The 19,583-nt window shown below is 64.7% G+C and carries 15 protein-coding genes and 1 pseudogene; 2 read left to right on the top strand and 14 right to left on the bottom strand.

Annotated elements, in window-relative coordinates; genetic code table 11:
* Positions 1 to 153: 153 nt before the first annotated feature.
* From ACR9YP_RS12950 to ACR9YP_RS12915, 8 genes are all read right to left on the bottom strand, one after another.
* Entirely contained in the window at positions 154 to 894 is a 741-nt protein-coding gene (locus ACR9YP_RS12950; protein ID WP_474220079.1) for an ABC transporter ATP-binding protein, read from the bottom strand.
* Positions 891 to 1,739 (bottom strand): ABC transporter ATP-binding protein, encoded by an 849-nt coding sequence (locus tag ACR9YP_RS12945; RefSeq protein WP_474220077.1) that lies wholly within the window; start codon positions 1,737 to 1,739, stop codon positions 891 to 893. The genes ACR9YP_RS12950 and ACR9YP_RS12945 overlap by 4 nt, the downstream gene beginning before the upstream one ends.
* Entirely contained in the window at positions 1,739 to 3,562 is a 1,824-nt protein-coding gene (locus tag ACR9YP_RS12940) for an ABC transporter permease (protein WP_439358509.1), read from the bottom strand. The genes ACR9YP_RS12945 and ACR9YP_RS12940 overlap by 1 nt, the downstream gene beginning before the upstream one ends.
* 54 nt (positions 3,563 to 3,616) lie before the next feature.
* Entirely contained in the window at positions 3,617 to 4,774 is a 1,158-nt protein-coding gene (locus tag ACR9YP_RS12935; RefSeq protein WP_474220075.1) for an ABC transporter substrate-binding protein, read from the bottom strand.
* 59 nt (positions 4,775 to 4,833) lie between these two features.
* A complete protein-coding gene (locus ACR9YP_RS12930; protein ID WP_474220073.1) occupies positions 4,834 to 5,418 on the bottom strand; it encodes an alkylhydroperoxidase domain protein in 585 nt (194 codons plus the stop codon).
* A 12-nt stretch (positions 5,419 to 5,430) separates the two neighbouring features.
* The gene (locus ACR9YP_RS12925) at positions 5,431 to 6,048 is read right to left on the bottom strand and encodes a CMD domain protein (RefSeq protein WP_474221059.1); all 618 of its coding nucleotides are present in this window, start codon (positions 6,046 to 6,048) and stop codon (positions 5,431 to 5,433) included.
* A 38-nt stretch (positions 6,049 to 6,086) separates the two neighbouring features.
* Positions 6,087 to 7,124: a putative FMN-dependent luciferase-like monooxygenase gene (locus ACR9YP_RS12920; RefSeq protein ID WP_474220071.1), complete on the bottom strand. Its 1,038-nt coding sequence runs from the start codon at positions 7,122 to 7,124 to the stop codon at positions 6,087 to 6,089.
* Positions 7,125 to 7,244: 120 nt separating this feature from the next.
* A complete protein-coding gene (locus ACR9YP_RS12915) occupies positions 7,245 to 8,027 on the bottom strand; it encodes a MetQ/NlpA family ABC transporter substrate-binding protein (RefSeq protein ID WP_474220069.1) in 783 nt (260 codons plus the stop codon).
* A gap of 539 nt (positions 8,028 to 8,566) precedes the next feature.
* Between ACR9YP_RS12915 and ACR9YP_RS12910 the strand changes: the two genes are divergently transcribed.
* Positions 8,567 to 10,354, top strand: coding sequence for a peptide ABC transporter substrate-binding protein (locus tag ACR9YP_RS12910; RefSeq protein ID WP_474220067.1), 1,788 nt, complete (start codon positions 8,567 to 8,569; stop codon positions 10,352 to 10,354).
* A gap of 65 nt (positions 10,355 to 10,419) precedes the next feature.
* On the opposite strand, the pseudogene ACR9YP_RS12905 reads toward ACR9YP_RS12910, so the two are convergent.
* The 4 genes and pseudogenes from ACR9YP_RS12905 to ACR9YP_RS12890 all read right to left on the bottom strand — a co-directional run.
* Positions 10,420 to 10,530 (bottom strand): annotated as a pseudogene (locus tag ACR9YP_RS12905) (NAD(P)-dependent oxidoreductase); the annotation flags it as partial.
* A gap of 296 nt (positions 10,531 to 10,826) precedes the next feature.
* Positions 10,827 to 11,105 (bottom strand): DUF2934 domain-containing protein, encoded by a 279-nt coding sequence (locus tag ACR9YP_RS12900; RefSeq protein ID WP_438104845.1) that lies wholly within the window; start codon positions 11,103 to 11,105, stop codon positions 10,827 to 10,829.
* 410 nt (positions 11,106 to 11,515) lie between these two features.
* A complete protein-coding gene (locus ACR9YP_RS12895) occupies positions 11,516 to 11,677 on the bottom strand; it encodes a DUF2934 domain-containing protein (RefSeq protein WP_474220065.1) in 162 nt (53 codons plus the stop codon).
* A 327-nt stretch (positions 11,678 to 12,004) separates the two neighbouring features.
* Positions 12,005 to 12,151: a beta-propeller fold lactonase family protein gene (locus ACR9YP_RS12890; protein WP_474220063.1), complete on the bottom strand. Its 147-nt coding sequence runs from the start codon at positions 12,149 to 12,151 to the stop codon at positions 12,005 to 12,007.
* On the opposite strand from ACR9YP_RS12890, the gene ACR9YP_RS12885 reads away from it, so the two are divergent.
* Complete coding sequence (locus ACR9YP_RS12885; RefSeq protein WP_474220061.1) at positions 12,083 to 12,532, top strand: VOC family protein; 450 nt, start codon at positions 12,083 to 12,085, stop codon at positions 12,530 to 12,532. The two genes, ACR9YP_RS12890 and ACR9YP_RS12885, sit on opposite strands and share 69 nt — an antisense overlap.
* Before the next feature lie 200 nt (positions 12,533 to 12,732).
* On the opposite strand, the gene ACR9YP_RS12880 is transcribed toward ACR9YP_RS12885, so the two are convergent.
* Positions 12,733 to 17,082 (bottom strand): translocation/assembly module TamB domain-containing protein, encoded by a 4,350-nt coding sequence (locus ACR9YP_RS12880; RefSeq protein ID WP_474220059.1) that lies wholly within the window; start codon positions 17,080 to 17,082, stop codon positions 12,733 to 12,735.
* Positions 17,082 to 19,100 (bottom strand): autotransporter assembly complex protein TamA, encoded by a 2,019-nt coding sequence (locus tag ACR9YP_RS12875; protein WP_474220057.1) that lies wholly within the window; start codon positions 19,098 to 19,100, stop codon positions 17,082 to 17,084. Before ACR9YP_RS12875 ends, ACR9YP_RS12880 begins: the two co-directional genes overlap by 1 nt.
* Between the last annotated feature and the right edge of the window lie 483 nt (positions 19,101 to 19,583).

Below are 19,583 nucleotides of genomic sequence, written 5' to 3'. Positions count from 1 at the left end.
ACTAGTTGTCGGTTGATGACCGCGTATGCGAATTTGCAGGACGCCGTCATGCCCGGGCTTGTCCCGGGCATCCACGTTCTTCGTGCCGCAAGACGTGGATGGCCGGGACGAGCCCGGCCATGACGATGGGGAGACGACGGCGCGCTCGAATTACTACGCAGCCTCCGAGCCGCCGAGATAGGCGTCGCGGATGCGAGGATCGTCTTTCAGTGTCCGCGCCGGGCCGGAGAGCACGATCTTGCCGGTCTGAAGCACATAGGCTTCATGCGCGATCTCGAGCGCGAGGCTGGCATTCTGCTCGACCATGAACACCGAGACGCCGTCCTGGTTGATGGTACGGATCAACTCCAGCACGCGGTCGACATAGAGCGGCGACAGGCCCATGGTCGGCTCGTCCATCACGATCATGCGGGGACGGCTCATCAGCGCGCGCGCCATCGCCACCATCTGCTGCTCGCCGCCGGAGAGCGAACCGGCGCGCTGCGACAGCCGCTGGCCGAGCTTCGGGAACAGCGTGAGCATCCTGTCGAGATCCTGGGCCACGATATCGCGATCGTTGCGCACGAAAGCGCCCATCAGGATGTTCTCGCGCACGCTCATGTCCGCGAACAGCCGCCGCGCCTCCGGCACCGAGGCGATGCCGCGGCGGACGATCTGCGGCGTGGTCAGCCCGATCAGCGAGGCACCGTCGAACGTCACCTCGCCCGAGCGCGGTTTTACGAGGCCAAGGATGATCTTCATCGTCGTCGACTTGCCGCTGGCATTGCCGCCGAGCAGGCAGACGATGTGGCCGCGTGCGACCGATATCGACAGGTCGAAATGCACCTGGGCCTGCCCATAGAAGGTGTTGACATCAGACAGCGCCAGCAGCGGTGCGGGAGAAACGTTCGTCATGCCGCGCTCTCCTGCTCCGCCGTTGCGGAGAGGCCGTGGCCGAGATAGGCCTCGATCACCTTGGGATCGCTCCGCACCACTTCGCCCGGCCCTTCTGCGATCTTCTTGCCCTCATCCATGACGATGACGCGATCGGACAGGCGCATCACCATTTCCAGCTTGTGCTCGATCAGGAGGATGGTCAGCCCCCCCGCCTTCAGCTCGGCGACGAGGGCCTGCATCTCCGCGGTTTCGGTCGGGTTCATGCCGGCGGTCGGCTCGTCCAGCAGCAGCAGGCGCGGCTTCAGCGCCAGCGCACGTGCAATCTCGACGCGGCGGCGGTTGGCGTAGGAGAGACTGTAGGCGGGCTGGTCGATCCGCGGCAGCAGCCGTTCGCCGAAGCGGGCGAGAATGGCTTTCACCTCTTCGCGCAGCCGCTCCTCCTCGTCCCTGACACTCGCAGGACGCAGCAGCGCCAGCCCCAATTCCAGCAGCGGACCGATCACCGGCACGGCCGGCTTCACTGCGCGCAACCGCGTGTGGGCGCCGATCAGGACGTTGTCCATGACGCTGAGATTGCCGAAGACGCGGCCGAGCTGGAAGGTGCGCGCAATGCCCTGGCCTGCGAGCCGTTCCGGCGACAGACCCGTGATGTCCTGCCCTGCGAAGCGGACAGTGCCGGCATCGGGCCGGTCGAGACCGGTCACGAGATTGAACAGCGTCGTCTTGCCGGCGCCGTTCGGGCCGATGATGCTGATCAGCTCGCCCCTGGCGAGGTCGAGATCGATGGCGTCGACCGCGGTGAGACCGCCGAAGCGCCGCGTCAGCCCGCGCAGGGACAACATGGGGATGTGCTGCTCGGACATCAGATCGTCCCCAACAGGCCCTGCGGCCTGAACCGCACGAGCAGCAAGAGCACGATGCCGTAGATCAGGATGCGATACTCCGCCGCGATCCGGAAGACTTCCGGCAGGCCGACCAGCGCCACCGATCCGAGAATCGCGCCGACGACGTTGCCGAGGCCGCCGAGGATGACGACGGTCAGCGCCAGGATCGATTGTTGCGTGTTGAAGGTCTCGTGGTTGATGTAGGAATAGAGGTGTGCCGCGATGCCGCCGCTGACGCCGGCGGCGAAGCCGCCGAAGATGAAGGCCAGCGATTTGTAGCGGTTGAGGCTGAGGCCATAGGCGCGCGCGGCAATGTCGTCGTCGCGGATGGCACGAAAGCTGCGGCCGAGATGCGAGGCAAGCAGGCGGCCCTGAAGCAGCGCCAGCACGACCATCACCGCAAGGCTGAACCAGTAGACCGACGCCGGGCTGATCAGGTCGTAGCCGAACAGCGACAGCGGCGGGATGCCGGAGATGCCAATCGGGCCACGCGTGACGCTCTCCCAGTTCAGGATCACCAGCGACACGATCTCACCGATGGCAAGCGTTGCGATCGACACGTAATGCCCGCGCAAACGGAACGACGGCGAGATCAGGAGCGTGCCGAGCGCTGCGCTCATCAGGCCGCCGCCGATGATGGCGAGGCCGACCGGAACGGAGAACGCCAGCGACAGCAGCGCGGCGGTGTAGGCGCCGATCGCGAGCAGCGCGGCATGGCCGAGCGAGACCTGGCCCACCGTGCCCGCAACCAGCGTCAGGCTGAGCGCGAGCATGCCGAGCAGCCAGGCGTTGATCAGGGTCTGGAGCACGTAGAAGGACACCGGGAACAGCGGCAGGATCGCGAACCCACCGACTGCGACCAGCAATGCCCAGCGCGGAATGCGCACTGGACGGCTCGGCGCGATGAAGGTGCCGGTGAGCGGCTCCGGCGGCGCCTGCCGGGCACTCGCAAACAGGCCGTTCGGCCGCAGCACGAGCACGACGACTAGCAGCAGAAAGGCGAACAGATTGCGGTAGCTGGTGCCGAACACGGCGACGCCGTAGCTCTCCACCAATCCGAGCAGCAGGCTGCCGACCACCGCGCCCGGCACGTTGCCGGCGCCGCCGACGACTTCCGCGACGACGCCCTTGAGCGTGGCCTGAAGGCTCATCGCGGTGTCGATCTGGTTGTAGTACATGCCGACCAGCATGCCGGAGACGCCGCCGAGCGCCGCCGCAATGCCGAACACGGCCTGATTGACGCGGTTGACGTCGACGCCCATCTGCATCGCGGCGTCACGGTCCTGCGCGGTGGCGCGCACCGCCCAGCCGAGCTTGGTGTAGCGCAGGAACACGAACAGCAGCAGCGCGCTGGCGATGCCAACGCTGGCGATGAGCAGATCAAGCGGCCCGATCGTGCCGTTGCCGACCTGGAAGCGGACGTCCGGTAACTGGCTCGGCAGCGCGCGCGGATTGGGCGAGAAGGTCAGCATCACCAGCTGATCGAGCACGAAGCTGATGCCGATCGTCGCCAGGAGCGGCGCGATACGCACCGAGTTCTGCAGCGGACGGAGACCGAACCGCTCGATGATCAATCCGACGATCGCGGCCGCGACCGCGACCACGATGATGGTCAGCGGCAGCGGTGTATGCAGCTGCACCACCGCGACCCAGCCGATATAGGCGCCGACGAGATAGATCGAGCCTTGGGCAAAGTTGATCAGCCGGCTGACGCCAAAGATCAGCGCGAGCCCGACCGCAACGAGGGCATAGACATTGCCGACGATCAGCCCGTTGATCGTGTAGTCGAGCCAGGAAGCCACGCGATGGTCCCAAGTTGAGAGAAGCGGCCGGAGCGGATGCTCCGGCCATCAATGTCAGGTCGGCTTGCCGTCCCAGAGCGCGAACTGACCCTTGCGCACGACGAGCTCGGCATTCATGGCGCCTTTGACGCGGCGGCTCGCCACGTCGAACGTCGCCGAGCCGAAGATGACGCTGGAGACGTCCTTGACCTTGGCGAAGGCGTCGCGGATGGCGCGGCGGTCGGTGCCGCCGATCTTGAGGACGGCAGCGGCCATGTTCATCGCGTCATAGGAATAGGCGTTGAAGGCGTCGGGCTCCTGCCCACCATATTTCGCCTTGAAGCCCGCGATGAATTTCTTCACCTCGGGCCGCGGGTCTTCGGGGAAATAGCGCGTGCCGAGATGGACGTCCTCGACCGCCTCGCCGCCGAGTTCCAGGAATTTCGGCGAGTAGACCGAGCTTGCCGCGCAGATGGTCTGCTTCAGACCGACCTGGCGCGCCTGACGGGTGATCAGCGCGCCGTCCGAATAATAGGAGATCAGAATCAGCCCGTCCGGATTGGCATCGCGCACGCGCACCAGGGTGGAGCGAAAATCGCGCTCCTCCGCGATGTAGCCTTCGGTCACCGCGATCTCGGCGCCGTATTCCTTGGCCGCCTTGACGAAATGGTCGCGGCTGGTGCGGCCCCAATCGGTGTTGAGGTGCAGCACCGCGAGCTTCTTCAGGCCGAGGCGCCTGACGGCGTAGGACGCCAGCAGCGGCTGCTCGTCGGCCTGGCTCACGGATGTGCTCCACATGAAGTCGCCGCCCTTGGTGAAATCGGGGTGCGAATTGGTGAAGCCGAACTGCACGAGGCCACCGCGTTGATAGATCGGCGAGGCCGCCATCGAGGCGGGACTCGAGAAGTCGCCGAGCTCCAGGACGATGCGGGGATCGGAGACGAATTTCTGGGCGATCGCCACCGACTGGCGCGGATCGCTCTGGCTGTCCTCGAATTGGTAGGCGAGCTTGCGGCCGTTGATGCCGCCGGCAGCCATGATCTCGTCGAGCGCGAGATCAAAGCCCTGCTTCCACTGCGCGCCATATTGCGCGTTGGGGCCGGTCAAGGGACCGCTGACGCCGAGCAGGATCGGCTCGGAGGATTGCGCGAAGGCTGCGCGCGAGAAGGCGGCTCCTGCCATCATGGCGGCGAGCGAGCCCTTGACCAGGGACCGACGATCGATGTTGCTCATGCACGGCTCCATCCATTCAGTGTTGAAACAAGCAGCAATTTCTATGCCGCTGCGATTGCCTATTTCGAGGGCTCGCCGAGCGACAGCATCAGCCGGTTCGCCCAGTTGAAGAACGACGCGCCATTGATGACGTCGACGATCTCGGCATCATCGAGACCGGCGCGGCGCAGCTCCTCGACATTGTCGGGGCCGAACGCGATCGGCGTTGCGGCCAGCGCCACCGACGCCTTGACGACGGCATTCCAGCGCTCGCCGAGATCGGCCTTGACGCCTTCGTCGAGCAGACGCTGCACGTCGTCGCGACGCTTGGAGTAAGTGCTGGCGAAGCGCGCATGCACGGAGGCGCAATAGATGCAGCCGTTGTAGCGCGAGGTCGCTGCGGCCGCGAGCTCGCGCTCGGCGCGCGGCAGGCCGTCGGCGACGTTGTAGAAGATGTCCTTGTCGGTCTTGGTGCGGGCTTCCAGCACCTCGGGATCGCGCACCAGGAGGCGGAAATATTCCGACTTGGCGCGGGCGCGATCGACGAGGCCGGCGAAATGCCGCTCGGTCAATTCGGCCTCGGACAGCGGATCGATCCACGACACCCAGCCGAGCTCGTCCTGGGTAAAGACGACGGGTGGATTGACTTGGTTTGCAGCGCTCATGATGCGATCTCCTTACGCGCCGGCCGTGGTGCGCCCGAGCGAAGCGCCGAGCACGCGCAGGCCAGTAACGACGCGCACCTGGAACGACAGGAACGCAACGAGCTGGGAGAAGGTGACGATGCCGGTGTTCGACCAGCCAGCGGCGAGCAGCGCCTTCATGTCGCCGGAGGCGGCATCGCGAGGACGCAACACCAGGAGATGCGCATGCTCGAGCGCCGCAACAAGCCGGGCGCCGAGATCGGGCTTACGTTCCGCGCTCACGCGGTAGATCAGGCCGGCCTTGTTCTCGATCGACAACGGGCCAGCCGGAAAGGCGCCATACGGGCCCGACGTCTTGCCGCGCTCGATCTCGACCTGGATCGCCGCGGGGAGCGCCGCTCCATCCGTGTTCGCCGCAAGCTTCTCGCGATAGAAGGCCGCGACGGGAGACTCGCCATGGAGCCCGGTCACGAAAGCCGCGACCGCGGCACGCTCAGAAAGCGAGAACTCGCTCGCGTCGATCGGCTCGAACAGTGAAAGATAGCTCTTCTGCGCGTTCTCGCGCGCCTGAAGGCGGCGTGCGCGGATGGCATCCAGGGCCGATCCCGGCTCGATCCCGGCGAGCGTGTCGATGATATCTTTTGTTGCCATCATTCAGCCTCGTGCAACGCCATCCTGTTTCGCTCGGGTTAGCCCGCCGCCAATGCCACACCAGGCGCCGCCCGAGTCCAACCCAGCGCCGGCGCGACCTTCTCCGCGACCAGCTCGATCGAGCGCAGGATATAGGGATGCGGCGCGTCGACCGAATGCGCCTGGAACACCAGATCGGTCACCCGCTCCAGCGTGGCATCGGTGCGGAGCGAGGCGATGACGTCGTCGGCTGCGCCGACATGGGTGTCGAACGCGATGACCATCTCCTCCAGCGTCTCGCCCGGCTTGGCGTGGCCGCCCTTGAGGAATTGCGGCAGCGCGCGCCGCAGCCCGATATCGGCAAGGCGCATCGCCTCAGCCCGGTCGTCGGCGACGAAGACGCTGCGCGAGGCCATGATGCGCGGCTCGCATCCCGGCGGCAGCGCGTCCAGATAGGCGTCGATGATCGGGTTCTGGATCTCGGCCAGCGTGGCACGCGGCGCCTCCTTGGCCCGCGGCTGGGTGCGCGACAGCAGCAAGCCATCGCCGGCCTTGCCGGCACGGGCACCGCCCGCGACCGAGAATGTCGCCTGCCAGATGCGCTTGTCCAATTCCGGCCGCTGCGGATAGAGCGTGTCGCCACCATCAAGCGGCTTGCCGGCCAGCGCGGTGCGGACGACGTCGAGATTGCGGGCAAAGATCTCGTTGCGCTGCGCACTATCGAGACCGAAAGCGGCGAAGGCCGACGGGTTGCCGCCAGTGCCGACGCCGAGCTCGAAACGGCCGTTGCAGAGCAGATCGAGCACTGCGGCATCCTCCGCCACTCTCACGGCACTCTCGAGCGGCAAGGTGACGATGCCGGTGCCGAGGCGGATGCGCGAGGTCTGCGCGGCGACGTAGCCGAGGAAGGCGAAGGGCGACGGCAGACCGCCTTCGCGCTCGTGGAAATGGTGCTGCGCGATCCAGGCGGAATCGAGCCCCGCCTTTTCCGCGCGCACGATCTGCTCGGCCGCGAAGCGATATCGCTCGGCCGGGGGAGCCTCGTCGAGCAGCCGCGTGAAAAATCCCAGTCGTTTCAGGTTTGCAAAGCGTTTCATACGACCCCTGCCGGGCGAGGATGGGCCCCGATGATGTCGGTTGCCGCAGCTCCAGACAAGCGGGCATTGCGCAGGGCTGCCCGTCGGCATCGCCCCTGCGCTGAAGCCTGGGCAGACTGCCTACCAGCTCGGCAGCACCGCGCCCTTGAACTTGGTCAGGACGAACTCCTTGACCTCGGGGGTGTGGTAGCTGTCGACGAGGGTCTTGACCCAGGGCTTGTCCTTGTCCGCGCTGCGAACCGCGATCAGGTTGACATAGGGGCCCTTCGGGTCCTCGCGCAGGATCGGATCCTTGACGGGATCGAGTCCCGCCTGAGTTGCATAATTGGTGTTGATCGCGGCAGCGTCGACATCGTCGAGCGCGCGCGGCGCCTGCGCCGCATCGACCTCGATGAATTTCAGCTTCTTGGGATTCTCGGTGATATCGAGCACCGTCGGCTTGAAGCCGGTGCCCTCCTTCAGCTTGATCACGCCCTTGTCGCGCAGCAGCAGTAGCACGCGACCACCGTTGGTTGGATCGTTGGGGATCGAGACCTTGCCGCCGTCGGGGATCTCGGCGAAGGCTTTGTGCTTCTTCGAATACACGCCGATCGGGAAGTTCACGGTGAGCGCGACGGCCTCGATCTTGTAGCCGCGGTCGGCCTTCTGGTTGTCCAGGTAGGGCTGGTTCTGGAATGAATTGGCCTGGATCTCGCCGGCATCGAGCGCCGCGTTCGGCACGACATAGTCGGAGAACTCGATCAGCTGGATGTCGAGGCCCTGCTTGGCGGCGATCGGCTTCACCGCTTCCAGGATCTGCGCGTGCGGTCCCGGCGTCACGCCGATCTTGATGGTCTCGGCGCTGGCTGCGGCCGACCAAGCGGCAAGCACGGTCGCGAGGATCAGGGGAAGGCGAAACGACATATTGGTCTCCGTAGGTCTTCGGCAATGATGGAACCGTATTCGCTTCTCTGCCGCGCGAAATCAATGAAATTGAAATCCATATTGGCAGGCGGTGGCGGGCGCACTTTCTCCATTCGGCACCAAACAGGAAACGAAATCACGGCGACGACGGCGCCTTCCGCAGGGTGTGCGGCGCGTCACGGTGCTGGCGATTGGTGTTGTCAGCATCCGCTAAGGCCAGCGCTCCAAGGGGTCATGTGTGGCAATTTCCTGGCGGCTGCAATGAATCTCCGACTGGGGCAACATCACGAAACTTGATGCGCCAGCAGTGACCGGGTTAGCGTTTCGGCGCGGCCTTAGAACTTCCCCAAGTTCACGTAAGTTCGCACTGGATCGCCGCCTGGGTGCTCTCGGGCGGCGATCCGGGTCGTCGCCCGCAGGGGTGCTCCACATCGTCATTTCGTCGCAGGGCCTTGCGGCCTTGCCGGCATTGCCGCCTTGTGCATGATGCAACATGATGGCTGCTGGCGACGATTTGTCTTCGAGGTGGAGGTCATCCGATGAACGAGAACGAAATCCGCAATCTGATCGCGGAGGTGAAGCAAGGCACGCTGTCGCGACGCTCGTTCATCCAAAAGGTGGCTGCGATCGGAATCGCAGCGCCGATCGCGAGCCAGATCCTGGTCTGGAACGATGTGGCGATGGCGGACGCCACGTTGCCCTACAAGCCGGCCAAGGCGGGCGGCGGCGGCCCGCTCAAGCTCCTGTTCTGGCAGGCCCCGACCCTGCTCAATCCACACTTCGCGATCGGCACCAAGGACCAGATGGCCTCGCGCGTCTTCTTCGAGCCGCTCGCCGGCTGGGACAAGGAGGGCAATTTGATCCCCTGCCTCGCCGCCGAGGTCCCGACCAAGGCGAACGGCAGCCTTGCGGCGGACGGCACGAGCGTGATCTGGAAGCTGAAGCAGGGCGTCAAATGGCATGACGGCAAGCCCTTCACCGCCGACGACGTCGTCTTCACCTGGCAGTACGCCGCGGATCTCGCAACTGCGGCCTACACCACGGGATCCTACAAGGACATCAAGGTCGAGAAGATCGACGACCACACCATCAAGGTGATCTTCAAGGCGCCGACGCCGTTCTGGGCCGATCCCTTCGTCGGCTCGGTCGGCCAGATCCTGCCGAAGCATCATTTCGGCGACTATACCGGCGCCAAGTCGCGCGAGGCACCGGCCAATCTGAAGCCGGTCGGCACCGGCCCATACAAATTCGTCGAGTTCAAGCCCGGCGACCTGATCCGCGCCGAACGCAACGTCGACTATCACGTCAAGAACCAGCCGCATTTCGACACGCTCGAGATCAAGGGTGGCGGCGATGCGGTATCGGCAGCGCGCGCGGTGCTGCAGACCGGCGAATATGACTTCGCGTGGAACATGCAGGTGGAGGAGGAGGTCCTCAAGCGCATGGAGGCGAGCGGCAAGGGCAAGCTCGACATCACGCCGTCCGGCAATGTCGAGTTCATCATCCTCAACACAACCGACCCGTGGACCGAGGTCGACGGCGAGCGTTCGAACGCCAAGACCAAGCATCCGACGCTGTCCGATCCGGCCGTGCGCCGGGCGATCAACCTCCTGCTCGACCGCGATTCGATCCAGAAATTCATCTACGGCCGCGGCGGAGTCGCCACCGCGAGCTTCGTCAACGCGCCCAAGCAGTTCAAGTCGCCCAAGCTCAAATACGAGTTCAGCATCGACAAGGCCAACAAGATCCTCGACGAGGCTGGCTGGAAGAAGGGCGCGGACGGCATCCGCGAGAAGGACGGCAAGAAGCTCAAATACGTCTTCCAGACCTCGACCAACGCCCCGCGCCAGAAGACGCAGGCCATCATCAAGCAGGCCTGCGAGAAGGCCGGCATCGAGATCGAGATCAAGGCGGTCACTGCATCGGTGTTCTTCTCCTCGGATGTGGGCAACCCCGACACTTACTCGAAATTCTACGCCGACATGGAGATGTACAACACCACCCAGCCGCAGCCCGATCCGGAGCGTTTCCTGAACCAGTGCGTCTCCTGGGAGATCGCCAGCAAGGACAACAAGTGGCTCGGCCGCAACATCTCCCGCTATTCCGATCCCGAAGCCGACAAGGCCTACAAGGCCGCGCAGAACGAGCTCGACCCGGTCAAGCGCGCCGCACTGCTGATCAAGGTCGACGAGACCTTTTGCGAGGCCAACGTCTTCCTACCGCTGCTCTCCCGCAACGTCGTCAACGCCAACGTCAACAACCTCATGGTCGACATGTCGGGCTGGGACGTCACGACGTGGAATCTAGCGAGCTGGTATCGCACCTGACGCCACAGCACGATCACGGGGAGCGCGCTCTCCACGACCGTTCACGCGATCATTGACGCTGCAGGTCAGATAAACGGCTTGCCGCCAGTGACGGCGAGGGTCGCCCCTGATATGTAGCTCAAGAGCGGATCGGCGAGCATGACATAGGCGGTGGCGAGCTCGGCCGGCTCAATGGGTCCATCGCAGGCCCTTATGGACACCTTGCACCGGACCTCCATCATCTTCCCACTGTGTGATTCAGGTCACAGCAGAATCATCCGCCCTCGCCTACAACAACCGTGCATGGCCGCAAACAAGGTAACGGCGGTACGCACGAGGCTGGGGAGGCGATCAACAGCTACGGACTTTCGAAGCCGCCAGGGTGAAGACCTCGGCGGCTTTTTTCTATGGCAACAAGACGGGCGGCCGGAGCCAGCGCCATGCTGCCAATGCGGGACATCACCAGCGCCGGCGGCGATCGTCGCTATTTCGGTCAAAAGCCTTTCCTTTGTTCGCGCCCTTCTTCCACCTGCCGCTCAGCCTCCAGCCAGAATTCCAAGTCGCGGTTGGCCGGACGGCCGGCCTGCTCCCAGAGTTCGTAGGCGCGAGCCCGCACCTTGCCGCGCCGCATCATGCGGAGGAGCTTCTGCGTCAGCTCCTCGGCAAAGCTCCTGAATCGCGTGACCGTGGTTTCGTCCTTGGCGAGCACCGCCGCTCGCGTTGCAAGCTCGATCTGGTGCTCTATCTTTTGCTGCTCGTCCACGGTGAACACCGCGCCCTGCGAACGGACCCGCACCACAGCTCATGCTGCTTAGAGCCTCAATTCATTCTCGAGAGTTCCGTTCCGCGTGCAGTGCAGACGCAGACCACCATTTCGAACTGAGCCGGCCGTGACGGTTCTAAAGCGCGATGAGATTTGGATGAATCGTCATCGCGCTTCAGTTTTCTGTTTATGCATGATCTTTCCGGAAAACCGCTTCGCACTTTTCCGGATCATGCTTTAATGCCACGTCGTATCCGCCTCGACGATCACTGCCCTTGTTTCGGGATCTTCGGTCGTGTTGCAGGTGCAGGGCATCCCCTCACCGCACCGGCAGCCGCCCAACTTCTCACTCCAAGGCCGGAGCGGATGGTTTTCGCAGACCCATCCCAGACCGTGGCAGAAGGGACATTTCTTGCGGGTCACAGCGTATCCGGCGTCCGCGTGGTGTTCGACTTGTCCTCGTTGCGCAACTGCTGCTCGGCCGCCTGCCAAAACTCGTCCTCACGGCCTTCGGGCTTGCCAGCTTGCTCCCACAGTCGGTGCGCGCGTTCTCTGATCTCCTGCTCGGTCGGCTCAGGCATGGGCACCTCCTGCTCTAAAGCACGGCCCCATCCTTGGGGAGTATAGGGGCTTGGAGGTGGGGCCGTGCAGACCAGCAATCGGCGGCGACGCTGGCCCGCGGATTCAAGCCGCGATCATGCGCAAGAGTTCCTTTCCTCCCGCGAGCTCGGCTACGCGGCGCGGACTTGGCCAGACGTCGATCGATGATGCGCCTTGAAGGTCGTCGGCAGCGGGGGAGGGATCCGCCATCACATTCCAAAAAAGGAAATCCCTAGTAACTCCAGAAGCTTGGCTGCATGAGGAGCGAAGCTGCGCGGGCTGGCTCGTTACTTGAGATGAGCTCCAGATCAACCTGGCCTGACGAGAATGCAAACGGGACTTCCAACATGGATGGCCTGCTCTGTAGCAACGAGGCCGCCGCTGGCATGGTCGCGCTTGAACAGCTTGATCGTGTCGGTGTCCTCGTTCGCCGCTACCACCTGCAGCACGTGCATCTGTTTGCATCCAACGTCGATGCCACCATCGACTTCTATAGGACTTGGTTCGATGCCGTGGTGATGTGGGACGGAGATGTCGCGGGCGCGCGGAACGTCTTTGTCAGGGTCGGTATTGGCGCCATCCATCTCTACGACCAACTGCCGCGCGGCGAGGGCAAGAACGCCGTGCATCATCTCGGCATGCAGGTCGTCGGCATCGACGAGCTGTACGAGCGCATGAAGGCCGCGAACCTGCATATTCCCAATCCGATCCGCCGCCTCGGCGGAGGTGGCAGCTATTTCATGCTCGGCGCGCCCGATGGCGTCGTCATCGAGGTCTTCGAGCCGGGCAAGCTGCGCGAGCCTGTGGTGCGTGACTACTACGGCTTCGGGCGATGAGGCCCGTGGACACCGCGCCTCCGCTCGATGCAATCGCCGACCTCGTCACCGCTCACGCTGCGAGCACTCCAGCCAGGGGATATCGATTTGCCATGCAGCTTCGATTTTCAAACAGCAGACGCGCCTTCGCGTTCTCGCGGCACGACACATGATCGCCCCTCTCGGATGAGCCGGGATGGGTCGAAGAAATCGCTTTTGCGTTACCATTCGAATCGCGTGCCGACCCCGACGGATGTCGAGCCCTTCGCATCGACATCCGACTCGACGCGGATGTGGCGCGTCACGTCGACATTGGCCGACACACCTGACTGGCTGGGGCTCGCGCCCGTCCGCACACCCACGCTCAGCCTGTCGCCGATCGCGCGCGAGGCGCCGACCATCGGACCGCCCGCCCCGGCGCCCACGTCCAGATTGTCGACCCCAAGCGAGCGGCGCATGCGGTCCACCGTTCCCTCGCCACCGCTTGCAAACTGAGCCGCGGCCCCTGCGAGCTGTACGGCCTGCGAGGTCGTCAGGCTGCCCGAGGCCTTCTGAAAGAGAATGCGCGACAGGATCTCATCCTGCGGCAACTCGGGCTGCGAATGGAAGGCGAAGACCGGCGCGGCCGCCGGTCCCGAGATTGCGACCTGTGCGGTGATGTCGGAAGCCTGTATCTCTGCCGCGAAATCGAGCGCTGGCGCGAGATCTCCGTTGAAGGAGAGATTACCCTTGGTGAAGGTCAACGTCTTTCCGAGCACCACCAGCTTGCCCTGGAAAAGCGAGAAGGCGCCCTTCGGCACCGGACCGTTGGTCGTGCCACCCACGTGAATGGAGCCGCCGAGCTCCGCAGTCGCCCCGCGGCCATGGATGAAGACATGGTTCGGCGCCGAGACCGTCACGTCGAGCGAAGCGTTGAAGAGCGCCGGGTGCCCCTTGTTGCCCTTCAGCGTCTCCGCCTTGCGCGCAGCCGCAAGGCGTGCGGCGACCTGGCCCGAGGCGTTCACATGGTTGATGCCGTCGATCGGCTTGAGCGTCGAAGGCAGGCGGTCCGGAATATTGACATTGACGCGGGTCAGGTCGATGCGACCGGCAATCCGTGGATCGCGCGCCAGGGCGCCCGTGACGTCGAGGGCGAGATTGGCCTGAGCGGTCGCCAGCGCGCTGGCGGCGAGGGTCGCCTGCTGGCCACGGATCGAGACCGTGCCTGGGAAGCCTGCATCCGGGGCGACCCGCACCTGGCCGGAGCCTGACAACGTGCCGCCGTTGGGCGTCACCGCGGCCAGGCGCTCCACGACGATCCGCTCTCCTTCGGCGGTGATTTTCGCCTCGATGGCATCGAGGCGCGTGCCGAGCATGCTGTCGCGGAAGGTGCCTCCGCTCATGGTGGCGACACCGCCGATCTGAGGCTTCGCGCGCGTGCCGCTGACACGGGCATCGAGCGCGACGCTACCGGACACGGTGCGGCCGGAGGCGGAGAGCATCGCATTGGCGACGGCGGCATCGAGGCGGCCCTTCGCGGTCAGCGCAATCGGAGCCGTGGCGTCGAGCGGCAGCGTGCCCGACGCCGTGAACGTGCCGGCTTTTCCCGCGGCAACTGTAGTGTTCAAGCTCGCGCGGCCTCCATCGAGCCGCCCATTTGCGGCAATGTCGATCGGCGGCAAGCCCGCGCTCCTGGTCTGCGGCGCCGCGAGCTGCTTGACGGCCACGTTGTATTGACCCATCGGCGCGCTCGCGGAGCCGGCGATCGCGGCTGAAGCGTCAAGCGTCCCGGCGAGCCTCAAACCAGGCATCGCGACATCGGCCGCGCCGAGCGGGATTGCGCTTGCCACGGCCTTGAGGTCGAGCGCCTTGCCGGCCTTACCATCGACGGTGAAGCGGCCACTGCCAATTCCGAGGGCCAGACGCTCGATCAGCACCGTGCCGTCGTCGAGCGTGAAGCCTGCGGGCCCCTGCAGCACGATCGCGTTGGCGCCACGCCGTGCAATGAAGCGATTGAGATCGAACCGCGTCCGCTCCTTGGACGTCAACGCACCCGCGGCATCGAGATCGAAGCCGGCAGCCTTGGCGGAGAGACCGATCGTGCTCGTATCGGCATTGCCCCTGGCCGTTAGCGCGATGTTCGAAACGGTCTGATCGCCGAACTCGGCATCGTTGACGCGGGTATCCGCATTGAGCACCGGATGGCTGTAGAGATCGGCGCCATCGGCGCGCAGATCGAAACTGCGGATGGCCATACCGGCGGCACGGATTCCTGCGCCCTTGCCAACGAGACGGACGGACTGCTGGCCGCCATCAGCCGAAGCGGCAAGGTCGAGTGAGGCCGAACCGGCGAGTTCTGTGAGAACAAGCGGTGAGAGGTCGGCGAGCGCCCCAGCAGCGAAGCGAATCTGCCCGCTTGCGAATCTCTGCGCGTCGACCGTTCCTGCGCCCTTCAGAGACACCGAGCCGATCGCGATGTCGAGAGTCTTTGCGTGCCATCCGGCAAAGGCGGGAGCTCCGCGATCGTCACGCTCCGACGATCGGCGGCTCACCTGAACAATCCCGTGCGCCGGGTTGCCGTCGATGGAGCCGCTGAGCTTGGCGTCGACGGCACAGAGCCCGTTGATGTCGTTGACCGTCGCGGCGAGTTCCAGATGCGGAATGGGGCGCCGCATCGCGGTGGCGCGATCCACCGAGGCCCCGAACGAAACGCCGGGATGCGCGAGCCCGCCGGTCATGCCGACGTCGAGAGCTCCCGCACCGGTGAGGCGCGCATCGGCCGCCGAGAGATCCGGCAGGTCCACACGGGCCGACAGGTCGCTCGAGTCGCGCGTCACCGTTCCCTTGACGCGAACCGCGACATTGGCTCCATCGAGCGACGCGCCGCGGACCGTGTAAGTGTCGCGGCCATCGGCAGAGAGATCGGCTGCGAGTGCGAGCCGCGCTCCCGCGAGCCCGTCGAGCGCCGCAAGTCCCGTCGCAAGCTTCTCGCCAGTGCCTGACATTCGGGCGTCAAAGCTGCCACGCTGGAGGTCCGCGTCGAGATCGAGGCCGAACGCCGCCGAGCCCTTGAGCTTCAGCCCGGCAAGGTCGGCAAAGTTGCCGAGGTCGGGCACGGTTCCGGCAGCACGGCCATGCAGGCGATCGGCGCTGACATCACCTGTATAGGTCGCCTGAACCGTGGAGGTACCGATCTCGAGACGCTCGATCCTGGCGCGTCCGCCCAGGTCGGTATCGCCGTGGAGCACGAGCGATGCGGTGCTGCCGATCGCGGCCGCCAGACTCGCGTCGCGTGCCGCAATGCCGGAGGCGCGCAGGTTCGCGTCAAGGATAATACGCGTTGCGGGATCGCCGGCTTCGGCGCGAGGGAGGGCCGTGACGGAAGCGTCAAGCGTCTCGACGTCTCCGTCCGGCAGATGAGCACCCGACAGCGCGAGCTTGACCGATGCTGTGGGAGCCTTGATCGAGCCGGTGACGTGGCTATCGAAGACGAGGCTGCGGATCGAGCCGTGGTCGGTTTCGGTCACGTCGCCGTTGCTCGGCAGGGCGCGGATGGAAGCCGCGAAATCCATCATCTTGTCGGCTCCGAGCAAGCCCTTCGCGTCGAGCCGGGCGAGATGGCTCGTGAGCGTCAACCCGTCCAGTGCGACGCTGCCGTCGTCACCAATACGCGTCGTGCTGTCGAGCTTGGTTTCACCGGCAAAGACCGGCGCGGCAATTGCCGGCAACAACGGCCCGAGATGGCTAGTAAGGCGCGTTGCAAGCACTCGGCCCGCCCCGTTTCGGTCAAGCGTAATCGTGCCGGTCGCATCGATCGTGGGGCCGGCCTGCAACTTCAGGGCACCACGGAAGCTGTCGAGCGTACCCTGGCCGCCCAGTGCGAATGTGACGGGCGGCTCGCCCGGCAAATGGCCGAGCTTCGACATGAGTCCATGGGCCGGCTCGTCAAGCGTGACGTTGAGGGTCAGCGCATTTCCCTGCGGAACGTAGGCGAGAGCGGCCTTGAAGCGGCCCGGAAAATCCTTGCGGATGGCGTCGAGATTGAAGACGAGCCCTTCGGCGGGCGAGCCGAGCTCGGTATTGCCGGTCGCCGCGACACTGAGGGCTTCACCCAGAATGGACTGCCCAAGCGTCAGGGCTCGCAGGTCGAAAGCCTTCACCTGCACCTTCACCGGAAGGTCGGGCAGGATCGGCTGGTTGGACTCGGCGACAGGCTGGTCGGATGGCAGCGGCTTTCGCCTGATCTCAAGCGTGCCGATCTCGAGACGGTCGATCTCCAGTCGCCCCAGCAGCAGTGCGCTGCGTCGCCAGACGAGGCGCGCCTTGTCGAGCGTCAGCCTGACTCCGTCCTTGTCGGTGATGCTGACGTCGCGAACCGTGGCATCCGAGGACAACACTCCATCGACGGCGCCGACATGGACCTGGGTCGCGGGTGTCGAGAGCGTTCGCGAGACAAGACTGGCCAGCACATCCTGCTGGTTCTCGCCGCTCCCGCCCACCATTCCGTAGCCTACGATGCCGAGCAACGCGACGCAGACGAGCCCGAGGGCGGCGACGGCGGAACGGACGATGAGCGGCCGTCGGATGCGCATCAGAATGCTTGCCCAATGCTGAGATAGATTGCGTAGCGGCTGTCGCCGGGGCGTGGATTTAGCGGCGTCGCGACATCGAGGCGGATCGGGCCGACCGGCGTGAGATAACGCAAGCCAAGTCCCGCCCCGTAGCCCACATAATCATCGAAGCCCGGCAGGGATGATCGGGAGGCGCTGCCAAAGTCGAAGAATGGCACGAGGCCGATGGTGGGCGTGATCCTCACCCGCACCTCGGCGGAGCCCTCGATCAGGCTGCGACCACCGGTGATTTGGCCGAACATCATCGGCGAAATGGTATTGAACCCGTAACCGCGCACGGATCCGCCGCCGCCAGCGAAGAAGCGATGCGCATCCGGGATCTCGGCGAGCGGCGCTCCCGCAAGCGAGCCGGCGGCCAACCGGCCCGCCAGCACGTAATTGGCCTGCTCGTCGAGCGCATAGTAGGCCGAGCCCGCGATCCGCCCTTCGAATAGATCGATCGTGGAGCCCATCAGCTTCGGATAGGCATTGACGGTCGCCGAGAGGCGCACACCGCGCGTGGGATCGAGCGGATTGTCGGTGGTGTCGTAGCGGCCGGTCGCGGTGAAGCCGATCAGCGTCGCGTCGACCCGCCCCAGCACGTCCAGCGATTTCGATTGCTCGACCTGAAGGCCGGCCTGCAGCGAAGCCGCCTCCGAAAAGCGGTGGATCACGCCGAACGTGCCGCGCACCGTATCGTCGGCGTAACCGCCGAGGTCGTTGTTGCCGACACGCTCGCGGAACGCAGTGGCCTCGACCAGAAGATCGTTGGCCGTACCGAACATGCCCGGCTTGATGAAGGTAGCGGTCAATCGCGCGCCAAAATCCGACGCGTGGAGATTATGGAAGCCGTTGAAGGACGTGCCGTCGACCCGTTGCAGAAGCGAGGCCGAGGCTTCGAGCTTCAGGCGCTCGCCGCCGCCAAATATGTTCCGATCCTCGTAATAGCCTGCAATGCCGGGACCATCGACGGTGGAATATTTCGCCGAGAGACCCACCGCGTGCCTAGGCCTTTCCGTCAAATCGATGAAGACCGGCAGGTTGCCATTGGCATCGAGCTTGTCGGCCTCGCGGATGCGAATTCCTCCGATGGCTGGGATCCTAGCGATCGAGGTCTTCGTCAAGGCAAGCCGCTCGGGCGAATAAGGCTCGCCTTCCCTCAGGTGGACATGCGTGGCCACCACCCTCGGGTCGACATCTCCGCCCGAGATCGTGACAGCGCCGATGCCGGCTTTGGGGCCCGCTTCGACCCGCAGCCGAAAATCCATTGCGGCGGCCGCATGATCGACGGTGGCCTTGACGTCGGCGATCTTCGCAAGCGGATGTCCGTTGCTGCGGAACCAGTCCACGAGCTTCACCTGCGCGGCGCGCAGGTCGGCCGAGATCGCGGGATCGCCGGACTTCAGCGCAAAGGCGCGGCGCGGCAATCCACGCGGCGCTTGCTCGCGCGCATAGTCCACTTCGACGGTGCGCAGCTTGAACAAGGGACCGAGCCGTGCGGTGACCTTGATTGGAACGACCGACCGATTGCGAAAGGTGTCGGCCCGACGCGCCGCGGCGGCGAGCCCGGTCTCGTCGGGGGATACGGGAACTCCGTCCACGGTTACATCGATCTGGGCATTATAGCGGCCAAGCCCCCAAAGGGCATCGAGCAGCGGATTGATATCGGCCTGAAGCCGGCGCACGAGACCTTCGCCATCCGGCGGTGGTTCCTGTCGGAGGCGATAGGTGCCTGAGGCATCGCGCAACACCTGCTCGGCGTCACTATCATTCTTGCCATCCAGCGTCTTGGCTTCAATCTCCAGCCGATAGGACAGCGTCGTGGCGCTGACCGGCGGCGGATCGTCGGAACCGAAAAGGCCAAAGAAATCGAGCGCGTGAGCCTGCTCGCACAGCGACCAACCGACGACGGCGACGCACCCCGAACGCAGGATGCGTCGCGCCGCAGCGACAAAATATCCTCGCCTTGCCCGCCGCAGCGGCAGGCATCGTCGCAACACGATTTGCTTGATTGTTCCGCTCCGTACTCGCCTGTTGACAACTCGAGCCTCTGCAACTCAGGCCCGGCGATCCCCTGTCTCCGCATTCAACAGGCACCACACGCGAAATTGATAGACATCATGATGGACAATGTAGGGCACAGAAAAAATCGTCTTCGTGATCTTCTATTGATTGAACAAAGACCGCGACGTTCAAGAAAGCTCCACTGTTCAGGTACGCTCCACGAAAAAATGCTCTAGAAACTGTGTGCCCCATCCGAAGAGTTCCGCACGCGACTCTTTGCCATTACTGTGTTTGGGCCATTACTGTGTTTGGGCGGCATCCCGGTAACGAGTCCCCACAGAATTTCTTGCAACGGGAACTTCCACATCGGATTCATGATCGGCAAATTTCAAAGGCGTGATTCCAGCGCCCCCTTGAGTAGCTGCGGAGCAGCCATGGCAAGTTCAAGCGCCTCTATCCGCGCTGCACTTCCCCGAAGG

This window comes from Bradyrhizobium sp. BR14999, from assembly GCF_056106085.1.
This window is presented reverse-complemented; position numbering and strand designations above follow the sequence as displayed.